13 protein-coding genes are annotated in these 14,751 nt (G+C 72.3%); 10 read left to right on the top strand and 3 right to left on the bottom strand.

What is annotated here, in order from left to right; translation table 11 throughout:
• Nucleotides 1-63: 63 nt before the first annotated feature.
• Together ACZ32T_RS25705 and ACZ32T_RS25700 are read left to right on the top strand one after the other, a co-directional pair.
• Nucleotides 64-633 carry a sigma-70 RNA polymerase sigma factor region 4 domain-containing protein gene (locus tag ACZ32T_RS25705; protein WP_467369231.1) on the top strand — a complete coding sequence of 190 codons (570 nt, stop codon included), beginning with the start codon at nucleotides 64-66 and terminating at the stop codon, nucleotides 631-633.
• A 36-nt stretch (nucleotides 634-669) separates the two neighbouring features.
• A complete protein-coding gene (locus tag ACZ32T_RS25700) occupies nucleotides 670-1,173 on the top strand; it encodes a GNAT family N-acetyltransferase (RefSeq protein ID WP_467369229.1) in 504 nt (167 codons plus the stop codon).
• Between the two features lie 33 nt (nucleotides 1,174-1,206).
• On the opposite strand, the gene ACZ32T_RS25695 is transcribed toward ACZ32T_RS25700, so the two are convergent.
• On the bottom strand, nucleotides 1,207-1,698 hold the full coding sequence (locus ACZ32T_RS25695; protein ID WP_467369227.1) for a hypothetical protein: 492 nt from the start codon (nucleotides 1,696-1,698) through the stop codon (nucleotides 1,207-1,209).
• A gap of 2 nt (nucleotides 1,699-1,700) precedes the next feature.
• Complete coding sequence (locus ACZ32T_RS25690; protein ID WP_467369225.1) at nucleotides 1,701-2,060, bottom strand: hypothetical protein; 360 nt, start codon at nucleotides 2,058-2,060, stop codon at nucleotides 1,701-1,703.
• A 574-nt stretch (nucleotides 2,061-2,634) separates the two neighbouring features.
• Here ACZ32T_RS25690 and ACZ32T_RS25685 point away from each other — a divergent pair.
• From ACZ32T_RS25685 to ACZ32T_RS25650, 8 genes are all read left to right on the top strand, one after another.
• Entirely contained in the window at nucleotides 2,635-3,702 is a 1,068-nt protein-coding gene (locus ACZ32T_RS25685) for a methionine ABC transporter ATP-binding protein (RefSeq protein WP_467369223.1), read from the top strand.
• Nucleotides 3,699-4,370 (top strand): methionine ABC transporter permease, encoded by a 672-nt coding sequence (locus ACZ32T_RS25680; RefSeq protein WP_467369220.1) that lies wholly within the window; start codon nucleotides 3,699-3,701, stop codon nucleotides 4,368-4,370. Before ACZ32T_RS25685 ends, ACZ32T_RS25680 begins: the two co-directional genes overlap by 4 nt.
• Before the next feature lie 65 nt (nucleotides 4,371-4,435).
• Complete coding sequence (locus ACZ32T_RS25675) at nucleotides 4,436-5,302, top strand: MetQ/NlpA family ABC transporter substrate-binding protein (RefSeq protein WP_467264724.1); 867 nt, start codon at nucleotides 4,436-4,438, stop codon at nucleotides 5,300-5,302.
• Nucleotides 5,303-5,444: 142 nt separating this feature from the next.
• Nucleotides 5,445-6,083 carry a GNAT family N-acetyltransferase gene (locus tag ACZ32T_RS25670; RefSeq protein WP_356712390.1) on the top strand — a complete coding sequence of 213 codons (639 nt, stop codon included), beginning with the start codon at nucleotides 5,445-5,447 and terminating at the stop codon, nucleotides 6,081-6,083.
• 117 nt (nucleotides 6,084-6,200) lie between these two features.
• Nucleotides 6,201-7,415 carry a precorrin-6y C5,15-methyltransferase (decarboxylating) subunit CbiE gene (gene cbiE, locus ACZ32T_RS25665; RefSeq protein ID WP_467369218.1) on the top strand — a complete coding sequence of 405 codons (1,215 nt, stop codon included), beginning with the start codon at nucleotides 6,201-6,203 and terminating at the stop codon, nucleotides 7,413-7,415.
• 332 nt (nucleotides 7,416-7,747) lie between these two features.
• Complete coding sequence (gene cobT / locus ACZ32T_RS25660) at nucleotides 7,748-10,960, top strand: nicotinate-nucleotide--dimethylbenzimidazole phosphoribosyltransferase (RefSeq protein ID WP_467369216.1); 3,213 nt, start codon at nucleotides 7,748-7,750, stop codon at nucleotides 10,958-10,960.
• 242 nt (nucleotides 10,961-11,202) lie between these two features.
• Nucleotides 11,203-12,450 (top strand): uroporphyrinogen-III C-methyltransferase, encoded by a 1,248-nt coding sequence (gene cobA, locus ACZ32T_RS25655; protein WP_467369214.1) that lies wholly within the window; start codon nucleotides 11,203-11,205, stop codon nucleotides 12,448-12,450.
• 4 nt (nucleotides 12,451-12,454) lie between these two features.
• Complete coding sequence (locus ACZ32T_RS25650) at nucleotides 12,455-13,279, top strand: TrmH family RNA methyltransferase (protein WP_467264732.1); 825 nt, start codon at nucleotides 12,455-12,457, stop codon at nucleotides 13,277-13,279.
• Here the strand turns inward: ACZ32T_RS25650 and ACZ32T_RS25645 are convergent.
• The gene (locus ACZ32T_RS25645; RefSeq protein ID WP_467264734.1) at nucleotides 13,252-14,619 is read right to left on the bottom strand and encodes a serine/threonine-protein kinase; all 1,368 of its coding nucleotides are present in this window, start codon (nucleotides 14,617-14,619) and stop codon (nucleotides 13,252-13,254) included. The two genes, ACZ32T_RS25650 and ACZ32T_RS25645, sit on opposite strands and share 28 nt — an antisense overlap.
• Between the last annotated feature and the right edge of the window lie 132 nt (nucleotides 14,620-14,751).

Below are 14,751 nucleotides of genomic sequence, written 5' to 3'. Positions count from 1 at the left end.
CCCCGGTCGGGTGGAGCTCCCCGAGCGCGGCAACCCGCCAGGCGCGGGAAGCGTTGACGGGGCATGACACTTCTTGATCATGTTCCGGCGGCCCCGGCCGAGGCACCGGGCGACGGCGTCCGGGCCCTCGTGCGCGCCCTGCACGCGCTGGTGCGCGCCGAGGCGGGAGCCGAGGCCCAGGCCGCCGGCGTCGAGGCCGCGGACCTGGAGCAGTCGGTGTGGCTGAAGCTGCTGGAACGCCGGCCCGGCCCGGGCGTGCCCACCGACCCTGCCCGCTGGGTCCGCGCCGCCGTGCGGGCCGAGGCGCGCGTCGCCCGCCGCAGGAGCAGGCGCGAGCGCGCCTACACCGCCGGTGAGCCCCCGGACGACTGGACGGGCTGCCCCGAACGGATCGCGGTGGGAGCCGACGAACGCCGTGCGCTGCGCACCGCGGTGGGCCGGCTGCCCGGCAGGTGCCCCCGGTTACTCGAGGCGATGCTGGCCCCCCATGACCCGACGTACCGGGAAATCGCAGGGGAGTTGGGTATGTCACAGGGGAGTTTGGGCCCGATGCGTTCCCGATGCCTTGGATGTCTGCGCAGAATGCTGGCGGCGGAGGTTGTAGCTCCTGAACTGCGGGGAATGGAGCGGTAGACAACCGGCGGACAGGTGAGCGGGAGGCATGCACACATGGGCATGAGCGTGACCATCTCGGCGGCGACAGCACAGGACGTCGAGCAGATCTTCAGACTCCAGTACCTCTGCTTCCAGAGCGAGGCGGAGCTCTACGGCAACTACCGGATCGACCCACTCGTCCAGACCCTCGACTCGGTGCGGGACGAACTCGCCACGGATCTGGTGTTCGTGGCCCGGCTCGGCGACGAAGTGGTCGGCTCGGTACGCGGCTTCACCGACGCCGACGGCGCAGGCCGGATCGGCAAGCTCTGCGTCCACCCCCGGCTCCGTAACCACGGCCTCGGCACACGGCTCCTGCGGGCCGCGGAAGCCGGCCTGGCAGACGGGCGTTCGGCCACCCGCTTCCGTCTGCACACGGGGGAGCGCAGCGAAGGCAATCTGCGGCTCTACCGCAAGGCGGGCTATGCGCAGGTGGGCAACGCCACCGGAGGTGACGGCGTCCGGCTGGTCCTGCTGGAGAAGGACGCCACCGCCCCCGCCTATGTGACCAGCGCCTGAACCAGGTGCCTGACGGCTCCCGTAGGCCCCGCGTCAGGCGATACGCGCGCGGCGCAGCCAGATCATCCCGGTGACCGGCAGGATCACCGGGATGAGCAGGTAGCCCATGCCGAATCCCGACCACACGGTGCTGTCGGGGAAGGCGGACGGCTCCAGGAGCGTCCAGGTCCCGACGATCAGCACGCCGGCGAGCTCGGCGGCGCAGCACACCAGCGCCGCCCTGCGAGCCTTCTCCCCGCCCCTCACCAGCGAGTACGTGATGAAGCCGTATACGACGGCGGCCACGGCGGAGAGGACGTAGGCGAGCGGCGCCTTGCCGAAGTCCAGGATCATCTCGACGATCGAACGGGACGCGGCTGCCACGGTGAACACCCCGTAGAACCAGACCAGCACCCGCCCCGGCCCGGTGCCGAGGTCGAACTGCTGCTTCTGCCGCGGGGCGTCGGTCTGCGGGGCGTCGGTCTGCGGGGCGTCGGTCTGCGGGGCCGGGGACGCGGGTTTCCCCGTGTGGTCGGTGTCGCTCAAGGTCAGTTTCCCCAGATGCCGTAGAGCCGTACTTCGAGGACGGCGAGCACGACCGCACCGGCCGCCACCGTCACCGAACCCCAGCGGGTCCGCTCCGTCAGCGACAGGAAACCCGCCGCGGGCACGGCCGCGAACGCGCCGATCAGATAGGCGATGAAGATCGTCATGCCCTGGTCGGGCCGCTCACCGCGCACCAGCTGCACGATCCCCACGAGCAGCTGCGCCAACGCCAGCACGGACACGACCGCCATGCCGATGAAGTGCCAGTCCTTCGTGGGCTGGTCCCGGTAGGCGGCGAATCCGCACCAGGCGGCGAGGGCGAGCGCGGTCACGGCGACCGCGACCGTCAGGGCGTCAAGCATGAAGTGAGGGTATTACGGACGGGCGGAGCCACCGCGTGCGGGCCCGGACGCCCGGCGGGCGCGGGCGGTCTCCGGGAAGCGTGGCCTTTGCCACAGGGTGCGCACAGCGCGTCCGGCCCGCCGGTAATGTGAAAGGTGGACCTGCTCGCGTTTTTGCAGGTCAGGGCGGTGCGCGAAGAGAATACTGCCGCAGGGTGCACGTATCCACGGCTGTCCGCTATGCGGACACGGGGGGTCGCCGGAACGTTACGTCTGTTTTACTTGGGCCATGACCACGACGAGCTACCGCAGCCCTGCGACCGAGGCGATCCCGACGCCCGGTGCTCGTTGTACGTGTCGAATGCGCGCCTTCTGAGGGCCCCCGCCTGAGCCTCGCGCCCCGAAGCGAGACCGGGTCCGCGCCGTCCGCCACCGGCGGACCGAGCCGGCCCGCCCATGTCCCGCGCCCAGCGGCCACGCCGCGGCCGGGCCGTGCGGAGACTCCCACCGGTCGACCACTGAGAACAGTCTCATCAGACGAATGCCCCGTGCCCGGCGGACACCGCGCCGTGCACTCGACAGTGACGGAAACCCTGTGATCACCACTTCGGGCCTCACGAAGGTCTACCAGTCACGCGGCCGAGAGGTCACCGCCCTGGACGGCGTGGACCTGCACGTCCGCGAGGGCGAGGTCTACGGCGTCATCGGACAGAGCGGCGCCGGCAAGTCCTCCCTCATCCGCTGCGTCAACCTCCTCGAACGCCCCACCTCGGGCACCGTGACGGTCGCCGGACAGGACCTGACCGCCCTCGCCGGCCGCGGCCGCCGCGCCGGCAAGGAGCTCCGCCGGGCGCGCAACCGGATCGGCATGGTCTTCCAGCACTTCAACCTGCTGGACTCGCGCACCGTCCGCGACAACGTCGAGCTCCCCCTGGAAATCCTCGGGGTCTCCGGACAGGAACGCACCCGCAAGGCGCTCGAACTCCTCGATCTCGTCGGTCTCGCCGACAAGGCGAAGGCATACCCCGGTCAGCTGTCCGGAGGCCAGAAGCAGCGCGTCGGCATCGCCCGCGCCCTCGCGGGCGACCCCAAGGTGCTCCTCTCCGACGAGGCGACCTCCGCGCTCGACCCCGAGACCACCCGCTCCATCCTGCAGTTGCTGCGCGACCTCAACCAGGAGCTCGGCCTCACCGTCCTGCTCATCACGCACGAGATGGACGTCGTCAAGACCGTCTGCGACTCCGCCGCGCTGATGAAGCGGGGCCGCATCGTCGAGTCGGGCACCGTCGGTGAGCTGCTGTCCACCCCCGGCTCCGAGCTGGCCCACGAGCTGTTCCCCGTCGGGGGCACCGCCTCCGGCCCCGGCTCCACCGTCGTGGACGTCACCTTCCACGGCGAGGCCGCGGCCCAGCCGGTGATCTCGCAGCTCTCCCGGACCTACAACATCGACATCTCGATCCTCGGTGCCGCGATGGACACCGTCGGCGGCAGGCAGATCGGCCGCATGCGCATCGAGCTGCCCGGCCGCTTCGAGGAGAACGTCGTACCGATCGGCTTCCTGCGCGAGCAGGGCCTCCAGGCCGAGGTCGTGGACGGCGAGCCCGCCACCCCCGGCATCCCTTCTCGGACCCCCGCCGCGATCACCAAGGAGGTGGCGAAGTGACCTGGTCCGAAATGCAGCCACTGCTCTCGCAGGGAACCATCGACACCCTCTACATGGTGCTCTGGTCCACCCTCGTCACCGTCATCGGCGGACTGCCGCTCGGCATCCTGCTGGTCCTCACCGACAAGGGCGGACTGCTGCAGAACACGGTGGTGAACAAGGTCATCGGCGTGATCGTGAACATCGGCCGCTCGCTGCCGTTCATCATCCTGCTGATCGCCCTGATCCCCTTCACCACCTGGGTCGTCGGCACCTTCATCGGCCCCTCCGCGATGATCGTGCCCCTCGCCATCGGCGCCATCCCCTTCTTCGCACGGCTCGTCGAGACGGCGGTGCGCGAGGTCGACCACGGACTCGTCGAGGCCGTCCAGTCCATGGGCGGGTCCGTCCCGACGATCGTCCGCAAGGTCCTGCTGCCGCAGGCGCTGCCCTCGCTCGTCTCGGGCGTCACCACGACCGTGATCGTGCTCATCGGCTACTCCGCGATGGCGGGCGCGGTGGGCGGCGAAGGGCTCGGCTCCAAGGCCGTCACCTACGGATTCCAGCGCTTCGACAACCAGTTCATGCTCATCACCGTCGTGCTGCTGATCGTCATCGTGACCGTGGTCCAGCTGATCGGCGACGGAGCCGTACGCCTGCTGGCCCGCCGGGGCCGCACCTCCTCCTGACTTCTCTCCCCAAGAAGCCCGAACTCCTTGTCCGGGCGCACCACCACCGGAAAGAGGCACTCTTCGTGCGTAAGAACATCAAGATCACCGCTACCGCCGCCGCGGCCGCCGCCCTCGCCCTCGGCCTCAGCGCCTGCGGTACGGACTCCGACCCGGCCGCCAAGGGCGAGACCGGTGCGAACGCCGACACCTCCAAGGCCCTCGTCGTCGCCGCGTCCCCGACGCCGCACGCCGACATTTTGAACTACGTCAAGAAGAACCTGGCGGACAAGGCCGGCCTCAAGCTGGAGGTGAAGGAGTTCACGGACTACGTCCTGCCGAACACCGCCACCGAGAACGGCCAGGTCGACGCCAACTTCTTCCAGCACAAGCCCTACCTGGACGACTTCAACAAGAAGAACAAGACCCACATCGTCCCGGTGGTCGACGTCCACCTGGAGCCCCTCGGCCTCTACTCCAAGAAGGTCAAGGACGTGAAGGACATCAAGGCGGGCCAGACCGTCGCCGTCCCCAACGACACCACCAACGAGGGCCGCGCGCTCCAGCTGCTCGCCGAGAACGGGCTGATCAGCATCAAGGACGGCGTGGGCACCAACGCCAAGCTCAGCGACATCACGGACAAGAAGGGCCTGGAGTTCAAGGAGATCGAGGCCGCGACCGTGCCCCGCGCCCTGGACGACGTCGACGCCGCCGTCATCAACGGCAACTACGCCATCGAGGCCGACCTGAAGCCGGGTCAGGACTCCCTGGTGCTGGAGAAGGCCGACGGTAACCCGTACGCCAACTTCCTGGCCGTCAAGGACGGAAACGAGGACGACCCCCGGGTCCGGAAGCTCGTGAAGCTCCTGAACTCCGACGAGGTCAAGAAGTTCATCGAGGACACCTACGACGGCGCCATCGTCCCCGCCTTCGGCGAGCCCGCCAAGTCCTGACACCCGGGCACCACTTGCCCCACGAGCCCCGCACGCCCGCACCAGGGTGTGCGGGGCTCCGCCGTGCGGACCCGGCCATGCACATCCACGCCCCGATGCTGCATGCTGGTGGCTTTACACGGTCTTCTGCATGGAGCTGCGCATGACTACCACCTTCCCGTCCATCTCCATCAGCACGGACAGGTTGGTGCTGCGCCCCTTCGACATGGCCGACGTCCCGGCGTACATCGAGATGATGAACGACGAGCTCGTCACCGCCTGGACCGAGGCCCCGTACCCGTACACCCAGGTCGACGCCGAACGCTGGGTCCGCAGGATCGCCCCGGCCGAACGCTCCCAGGGCAACGGCATCGTCTTCGCCGTCACCGAGTTCCTCACCCAGCGCCTCGTCGGTTCCGTGCGGCTCCTCAACACCGACCGGCGCACCCTGGCCACCGAGGTCCGCTACATCACCGCCCCCTGGGCGCGCGGTGAGGGATACGCCACCGAGTCCGTGCTGGCCCTCGCCGAATGGCTCTTCCGCGACCAGGGGTTCGAACGGATCGAACTGCGCACGCCCGCCGGGAACACGGCCTCCCAGCAGGTCGCCCAGAAACTGGGGTGCATCAGCGAGGGAGTCCTGCGGAACGCCCGCATAGCCAGGACCGCCACCGAGGACGGAGGCTGGGCCGACATCAGGACCGACCTCATCGTGTGGGGACTCCTGCCCGAGGACCTGGAGGGCGTCGCCGAGCAGCTGGCCGACGCGGGCGGCTACGGCACGTACAACGACTGGAACTGACCTCCTGGCTACGGGAGCCCCCGGCGGGGCGTTGGTACGGACCGGATACGCTCACCCTTGCTCCGCGCATCCCGCGGAGACTTCCCCGCCTGCTCACACCCCAGGAGACTGACGACGATGGCCGACCGGGTCACGGTGATCGGCTGGGACGGCTCGCCACTGACCGGCGCGGCCACCGCCGCGCTCTCGGCCGCCACGCTCGTCGCCGGCGCCGCGCACCACCTCGCGCTCCCCGAAGTGCCCGGGCGCGCGGAACGGATCCGCCTCGGCAGCGTCGACCTGGCCGCCCGCAGGATCGCCGGGCACCGGGGGAGCGCCGTGGTCCTCGCCGACGGCGACCCCGGCTTCTTCGGCGTCGTACGCACCCTGCGCAAGCCCGAACACGGGCTGGAGGTCGAGGTCGTCCCCGCCGTCTCGTCCGTCGCCACCGCCTTCGCCCGCGCCGGAATGCCGTGGGACGACGCGCAGACGGTCGTGGCCCACCCCCGCACCCTGCGCCGCGCGGTCAACGTCATCCGCGCCCACCACAAGGTGGCCGTACTCACGTCCCCCGGCGCCGGCCCGGCCGAACTCGCCCTGCTGCTCGAAGGCGTCCACCGCACCTTCGTGATCTGCGAGGAGCTCGGCACCGCACGCGAGCGGGTCACCGTCCTCACCTCCGACAAGACGGCCGACCACACCTGGCGCGACCCCAATGTCGTCATCGCCATCGGCGGCGGTCCCGAGACCACCGCCAGCAGCGCCTGGATCGCCGGCCGCCGTCCCGACGGCCCCCGCGGCTGGGCCCTGCCGCCCTCGGTGTACGGCGGCGCGGGGGAGAGCGGCGAGGGAGAGTTCCCCGGGCTCCGCGCGGCCCAGCTCGCCCGGCTCGGACCACGCACCGGCGATCTCGTCTGGGACATCGGCTCCGGCAGCGGCGCACTCGCCGTGGAAGCGGCCCGCTTCGGCGCCGCGGTGCTCGCCGTGGACAGCGATCCCGACGCCTGCGCGCGTACGGCCGCCGCCGCCCGCACCTTCCAGGTCGGCGTCCAGGTCGTCATGGGCAGCGCCCCGCACGTCCTGGAACGCCTGCCCGAGCCCGATGTCGTACGGATCGGAGGCGGCGGGGTGCCCGTGGTCACGGCGGTCGCGGACCGGCGGCCGGAACGCATCGTCACCCATGCCTCGAACCGGGACGAGGCGGAGGCGCTGGGCGCGGCGCTCGGTGAGAACGGATACACGGTCGAATGCGCGCTGCTCCAGTCCGTCGAACTGGACACCTCCGTCTGGGCGGAACGTGAACGCTCCGTGGTGTTCATGCTCTCCGCGGTGCGTTCCGACCTCGCCCCCTGAAGTGTTCGCGGGGGACCGCGAGGTAAGCTGACCGATTGTTGTACCGCGCCCGGCTGTTCGACGGTTCGTTCGTCAATGTCCGGAAAAGTGGACCGTTTTGGTCCGCGATGTGGTACGGCGCAACCGGGGGACGCGCAACGTGGCGCAGTCCACAGCGAGCCGAGGCAGAACTGTCTGTCGCGGCGGCGAACGGCCGCGAGAATGTATACCTCCGCGTGCGTTTCGTGCCGCGCGGGGAGCCCGCTCGTTCTAGTTGACGAGCACCGGCGTGCCGTGGTTCGGGCATCCCGGGCGAAGGGCGAAGGAGCACTGACGATGGGCGAGGGGTACGCATGACTGACACCGGCCAGATCCCGGGCGAGGGACTGCCGGAGAACGCAGGCATGGTGGAGCAGCCGGGCGTCCCCGCCCCGGACGCCTACACCTACCTCGAACCCTCCGAGCACACGTCAGAGGACGACGACCTCCTCCTGATGCCCGCCTCCCAGGGGGCGTGGAGCGACGCCCCGGCCGCACCGGCGGGCCTGCCCGAGCAGTACCCGGCGCACGCACCCGCCCAGGTCCCGGTCGCGGCCGCGCCGGCCCGGCGCCCGCTGCACCGGGGTCCCGCGTCCACCGAGGCGCCCTCCTACGGGGCAACGCCGACCGGCGGAGTGGTCCGCTCTCTCGCGGACCGGGGTCCGGCCGGCCCGCAGAACCCCATGCCCGTGCGGCACGCCGGACCGCCGACGACGGGGCCTGAGTACTTCGACGTCCCGGCAGACGACGCGCCGACGCTGCCCGGCCCGCAGCTGGGCGAGATCCCGCCCCAGGGCGCGCCCGCGTGGGGCGCGCCGGCGCCGGCCGTGGCACCCGAGGCGGTGACTCCGGCGGCGGAGCCTGTGGCGCCCGCCGAGCAGTATGTCGCGCCCGCCGAGCCGGTCGAACCCGTCGCGGCTGCCGAGCCCGCCCCGCCCGTCGCCCCCGCAGAAACGGTCGCTCCCGAACCGGTCGCGGCCGTACTCCCGGAGGCGCCCGTGGAGTCGCTGGAGGGGCGTCCCGCGGAGGCACCGGCCGAGGTCCCGGCGTCCGTACCGGTCGACGCTGCCGACGAGGCGCCTGCGGACGCTCCCGTCGAACTGCCCGTCGAGGCCGCCGCCCCGGCTGAGCCGGTGGGGGAGTTCGTGCCCGTGGAGGGCTCCGTACCGACGGCTCCGCACCTCGCCCCGACCCCCGCGGCCGGGACCGCCGTCGTCGAGCCGGTCGCCGTTGTGGAGCCCGAGCCCGAGCCGGTTGCCGTCGTCGAGCCGGTCGCCGTCGTGGAGCCCGAGCCGGTTGCCGTCGTCGAGCCGGTTGCCGTCGCCGAGCCGGTTGCCGTCGTGGAGCCCCAGCCGGCCGCCGTCGTCGAGCCCCCCGCGTCGGAGCCCGCCCCGGCCGTGCCCGAGGCCGTGGAGGTGCCGGAGCCGGCCGTCGTCGCGGAGCCGGTGGCGGAGCCCGAGCCGGCTGCCGAGCCCGTCGCCGTACCGCAGGCCGGGCCCCAGATCCTGCCGGAGCCGGAGCCGGAGCCGGAGCCCGGCACCGGACCTGAGGTCATCGAGACCCCCGAGGCCGTCGTCCCGGAGGCCCCGGAGCCCGAGACCGCAGAAGCGGAAGCCGAGCCCCTGGTGGCCGAGGCCCCGGCGGCCGGGGCCGCGCCCGCCCCTGCCGAGGAAGCTCCCCAGGAGGCCCCTGCCCGTGTCGAGGCGCCGGAGGGGACCGAAGCAGTCGAAGCCGTGGCCGATGCAGGCCCCGCCGAGGCCGCCGAGGCCGAGGCCCCCGCCTCCCTCCCCGCCTCCCTCCCCGCCCCCGGCTACGACGACGCCGAGCGCGAAGCCGTCCTGCGGGTCATGCGGGAACGCCGCGACATCCGCAACGGCTTCCGCAGCGACCCGATCCCCCACGAGGTCCTCCTCCGCGTCCTGGAGGCCGCGCACACCGCGCCGAGCGTCGGCCACTCGCAGCCCTGGGACTTCGTGGTCATCCGCTCCGCGGAGACGCGCCGCTCCATGCACGAACTGGCCCAGCGTCAGCGTGAGGCGTACGCCAAGTCGCTGCCCAAGGCCAGGGCCAAGCAGTTCAAGGAACTGAAGATCGAGGCCATCCTCGACACGCCCGTGAACATCGTCGTCACCGCCGACCCCACCCGCGGCGGCCGCCACACCCTGGGCCGGCACACCCAGCCCCAGATGGCCCCGTACTCCTCGGCGCTCGCCGTGGAGAACCTGTGGCTGGCGGCCCGCGCGGAGGGACTCGGTGTCGGCTGGGTCAGCTTCTTCGACGAGCGGGAGATGGTCCGGGCGCTCGGCCTGCCCGAACACCTCGAAGTCGTCGCCTACCTCTGCGTCGGATACGTCGACGAATTCCCCGAGGAGCCCGAACTGATGCAGGCGGGCTGGTCAAAGCGCCGTCCGCTGTCCTGGGTCGTCCACGAGGAGACGTACGGCCGCCGTGCCCTGCCGGGCGAGGAGCCGCACAACCTCCTGCAGGAGACCATCGCCGGCATCCGCCCGCTGGACGCCAAGGCGCTCGGCGAGGCGTGGGAACGCCAGAAGCGGATGACGAAGCCCGCCGGCGCGCTCGGGATGCTGGAGATCATCTCCGCGCAGCTCTCCGGGCTCTCCCGGCTCTGCCCGCCGCCGGTCCCGGAGCCCGCCGCCGTCGCGATCTTCGCCGGTGACCACGGGGTGCACGCCCAGGGCGTCACGGCGTGGCCCCAGGAGGTCACCGGCCAGATGGTCGCCAACTTCCTCGGTGGCGGAGCCGTCTGCAACGCCTTCGCCGCCCAGGTCGGCGCCGAGGTATGTGTCGTCGACGTCGGTGTGGCGTCCGAACTCCCCGCGACACCCGGCCTGCTGCCCAGGAAGGTCCGCGCCGGCACGGCCGACTTCACCACGGGTCCGGCCCTCACCCGCGAAGAGGTCCTCGCGGCCATCGAGGTGGGCATCGAGACCGCCCGCGACCTGGTGGCAGCGGGGAACAAGGGCCTGCTCACCGGTGAGATGGGCATCGCGAACACCACCGCGTCGGCTGCGCTGATCTGCGTCTACAGCGGCCTGGACCCCTCGGAGGTGACCGGGCGCGGCACCGGGATCAACGACGAGATGCACGCCCGCAAGGTCGATGTGGTGCGGCGCGCCCTGGACCTGCACCAGCCCGACCCGACGGACCCCATCGGCGTACTGGCGGCGGTCGGCGGCCTGGAGCACGCCGCCATGGCGGGCTTCCTGCTGGGCGGAGCCTCACTCCGTACGCCGGTGATCCTGGACGGTGTGAGTGCCGGCGCCGCCGCGCTGGTCGCCCGGGCGATCGCCCCCGAGGCGCTCGCCGCGTGCATCGCGGGGCACCGCAGCGCGGAACCAGGGCATGTCGCCGCGCTCAACAAGCTGGGTCTGCGTCCGCTGGTCGACCTCGACCTCCGCCTCGGTGAGGGCACGGGCGCGCTGCTCGCGCTCCCCATCGTGCAGAGCGCGGCCCGCGCGATGCACGAGGTGGCGACGTTCGACTCCGCAGGCGTCACGGAGAAGTAACCGCCACGCGCCCGGACGCGCCCGACGGGCCCGTCCGGGCAGCGCGGGCACACCCGGGTGCGGCCGGCCGTCCCCGGCCTCCGGGCCCGCCGGGGGCGGCCCGTCGTGCGGCCCTGGTGCCGCGCCCGCCACCCCGTATCGTGGTCCCACGCGTCACCCCCTCACCCAGCCCACGTCACCGCCGCTCCACCGCCGCAGCGGCCCGCAGCACACCGCACCCTGCACGAGGAGCCCGCACGACCATGGCCGAGCATGACGATCACCCTGCCTACCCCGTCGGACTGCGCCTGAACGGGCGCCGCGTCGTCGTCGTCGGCGGCGGCCAGGTCGCGCAACGCCGGCTGCCCGCCCTCATCGCGGCCGGGGCCGACATCACCCTGGTGTCCCCGTCGGCGACGGCGTCCGTCGAGGCGATGGCCGACACCGGTGAGATCCACTGGGAGCGGCGCAGGTATCAGGACGGCGACCTCGCCGACACCTGGTACGCCCTCGTCGCCTCGTCCGACGCCGCCGCCAACGACGCCGCGTCCGCCGAGGCCGAGCGCACCCGCACCTGGTGCGTCCGGAGCGACGACGCGGAGGCGGCCACGGCCTGGACCCCGGCCACCGGCCGCAGCGAGGGCATCACGGTCGCCGTCCTCACGACCACCTCCCAGGGCCGCGACCCCCGGCACTCCGCCGCCGTCCGCGACGCGATCGTGGAAGGGCTGCGCGACGGCACCCTCGCCGCCCCGCACCACCGCACCCGTGCCCCCGGCGTCTCGCTGGTGGGCGGCGGCCCCGGCGACCCCGACCTGATAACGGTCCGCGGCCGCCGTCTCCTCGCCGAGGCCGACGTGGTCATCGCCGACCGCCTCGGCCCCCGCGACCTGCTCGACGAGCTCCCGCCGCACGTCGAGGTGATCGACGCCGCGAAGATCCCGTACGGCCGGTACATGGCGCAGGAGGCGATCAACCAGGCGCTGATCGACCACGCCAAGGCCGGCAGGTCCGTGGTCCGCCTCAAGGGCGGCGACCCGTTCGTCTTCGGCCGTGGCATGGAGGAGGCACAGGCCCTGGCCGCCGAGGGGATCGCCTGCACGGTCGTCCCCGGCATCTCCAGCTCGATCTCCGTGCCGGGAGCGGCGGGCATCCCCGTCACCCACCGAGGCGTCGCGCACGAGTTCACGGTGGTCAGCGGCCATGTGGCACCCGACGACCCGCGGTCCCTGGTCGACTGGAAGGCGCTCGCACAGCTGCGTGGCACCCTGGTCCTCCTGATGGCCGTCGACAAGATCGGCGCCATCGCGCAGGCCCTCATCGCCCACGGCAAGTCCCCCGGCACACCGGTGGCCCTGGTCCAGGAGGGCACCACGGCAGCCCAGCGCAGGGTCGACGCGACCCTCGCGGACGTCGGGGAGAGGGTCGTCGCGGAAGAGGTCCGCCCCCCGGCCGTCATCGTCATCGGTGACGTCGTCGCCGTCGGCACGGACCAGGACCGGAAGCAGTAGCCCCGTGGCCGAACTCATCACCGTCGACGACCCGGACGACCCGCGCCTGGGCGACTACACGGGACTGACCGACGTCGAGCTCCGGCGACGGCGTGAACCCGCCGAGGGCCTCTTCATCGCCGAGGGCGAGAAGGTGATCCGGCGTGCCGGGAACGCCGGGTACGAGATGCGGTCCATGATGCTCTCCGCCAAGTGGACCGACGTCATGCGTGACGTGATCGACGAGGCCACGGCACCGGTCTACGCGGTCACACCGGCCCTCGCCGAACGCGTCACCGGCTACCACGTGCACCGCGGGGCCCTCGCCTCCATGCGGCGCAAGCCGCTTCCCGGCGTCGGCACGCTGCTGTCCCCGGAGCGGGGGGACGTACGGCGGGTCGCCGTGTTCGAGGACATCGTCGACCACGCCAATCTCGGTGCGGCCTTCCGCAACGCCGCCGCACTCGGCGTCGACGCCGTCCTGCTCACCCCGCGCTGCGCCGACCCGCTCTACCGGCGGGCGGTCAAGGTCTCCATGGGGTCCGTCTTCCACGTCCCCTGGACCCGTCTGACGTCATGGCCCGAGGACGTCGGACTGCTGCGCGGGGCGGGCTTCACCACTGCCGCGCTCTGCCTCAGCGACACGTCGATCACCCTGGACGAACTCGTCGCACAGCAGCACGAGAAGCTGGCACTCGTCTTCGGCACCGAGGGTGACGGCCTCACGCCCGGGGCGCTCGTCGCGGCCGACGCGCACGTACGCATCCCGATGGACGCCGGAGTCGACTCGCTCAACGTCGCAGCGGCCTCCGCCGTCGCCTTCTACGCGACCCGGGTCCCGTCCGCCTGAGCCTGCGCCTGCATCCGGTCCGCCCCGTGCCCCTGCGCGGGGTGGCCGAAGGCCCCGTCGTGCGTCTGTGACGACGGGTCCCCCAGCCCGCGCGCAGGACCCTGGCAGCCCTGGGCGGCCGCGATGCCCAGCGCGACGAGCAACGTCACCACGACGAAGACGACGATCCGCTGACGCAGCAGCCGCGGGTTGGCCGGCCTCCGCTTCCCGCCCTTGCCCGCCGAGGTCGTCCGTACACCGGGCCTCGACGCCTGCCTGCCGTTCGTACCCTTGGGCCCGTGAGGCTGCTGACCGGAGCGTGGGCCGCCCCGCGTCGACCGCGACTGCGAACCGCCCGTGCGGGGAGCCGCCTGACGCGATGACGCGGGGCGCCGGCCGCCCGGCGCGCGTGACTCCTGAGCGGACCCGCCGGCCGTGCGCCGGGTCGCCTGTTCGGTGTACGGGCCCTCCATGCGGCCGGTCGGCCGGTCCAGCTCGTGCGCACTCCGCTGGGCGGGCGGACGGCGCTCCTGCAGCCCCTGCGCCTCGCGCGCGGCGATCTCCTTGAGCCGCATGGAGAGCTGCAGGGTGCTCGGCCGCTCCTCCGGGTCCTTCGCCAGACAGGCCCGTACGAGGGGGGCGAGCGCGTCGTGCACATCGAACAGATGCGGTTCCTCGTGCACCACGCGGTAGAGCATCACCTCGGAACTCCCGTGCCCGAAGGGCGAGTCCGCCATCGCCGCGTAGGCCAGGGTGGCGCCCAGGGAGAACACGTCCGTCGCGGGGGTCACCGCCGCACCGCGCACCTGCTCGGGCGCCAGGAAGCCCGGCGAACCGACGGCCGTCCCGACATGGGTGAGCGTGCTCGCCCCGGTCGCCCAGGCGATGCCGAAGTCGATGATCCGGGGGCCCTTGGGGGAGAGGAGGATGTTGGACGGCTTCAGGTCACGGTGGACGACCCCCGCCTCGTGCACCGCCACCAGGCCCTCCGAGAGCGCCGCCCCGATCGAGGCCACCTCGGCCGCCGGCAGAGGACCCTCCTCGACGACCTTGTCGTGCAGCGAGGGACCCGGCACGTACTGCGTCGCGAACCACGGACGGTCCGCCTCCAGATCGGCGGCCACCAGCCGGGCCGTACAGCCGCCGCGGATCCTCCTGGCGGCGGACACCTCGCGCGCGAAACGCGAGCGGAACTCCTGGTCCTCCGCCAGATCGGGCCGGATCACCTTGAGCGCCACCCGCTGGCCCCGGCGGTCGGAACCCAGATAGACGACGCCCATGCCGCCCGCGCCCAGCCGCCGGTGCAGCCTGAACGAGCCGACGACACGCGGGTCCTCGCGCCGGAGCCGCATCATCGCCATCGTCTGCCCATCCCCGCTGCCGGTCCGCCTGACGAGGCACAGCTTACGTACCCGTGGCGCGGCGCGCTCAGAGGCCGCGCCCTCACCGGCCCATCGATTGTCAGTGCCCGGTGGGAGAATTGAGGAGTGGTC

The organism is Streptomyces sp. NPDC023573 (assembly GCF_055559735.1).
Note: the sequence above shows the minus strand (reverse complement) of the source record. Positions and strands in the feature narration are given on the sequence as shown.

Excerpts from the sequence above, each read along its gene's own strand:
- cobT (WP_467369216.1), top strand. The coding sequence starts at position 7,748 with ATGACTGACACCGGCCAGATCCCGGGCGAGGGACTGCCGGAGAACGCA.
- cbiE (WP_467369218.1), top strand. The coding sequence starts at position 6,201 with ATGGCCGACCGGGTCACGGTGATCGGCTGGGACGGCTCGCCACTGACC.
- ACZ32T_RS25645 (WP_467264734.1), bottom strand. The coding sequence starts at position 14,619 with ATGGCGATGATGCGGCTCCGGCGCGAGGACCCGCGTGTCGTCGGCTCG.
- ACZ32T_RS25670 (WP_356712390.1), top strand. The coding sequence starts at position 5,445 with ATGACTACCACCTTCCCGTCCATCTCCATCAGCACGGACAGGTTGGTG.
- ACZ32T_RS25700 (WP_467369229.1), top strand. The coding sequence starts at position 670 with ATGGGCATGAGCGTGACCATCTCGGCGGCGACAGCACAGGACGTCGAG.
- ACZ32T_RS25705 (WP_467369231.1), top strand. The coding sequence starts at position 64 with ATGACACTTCTTGATCATGTTCCGGCGGCCCCGGCCGAGGCACCGGGC.
- cobA (WP_467369214.1), top strand. The coding sequence starts at position 11,203 with ATGGCCGAGCATGACGATCACCCTGCCTACCCCGTCGGACTGCGCCTG.
- ACZ32T_RS25690 (WP_467369225.1), bottom strand. The coding sequence starts at position 2,060 with ATGCTTGACGCCCTGACGGTCGCGGTCGCCGTGACCGCGCTCGCCCTC.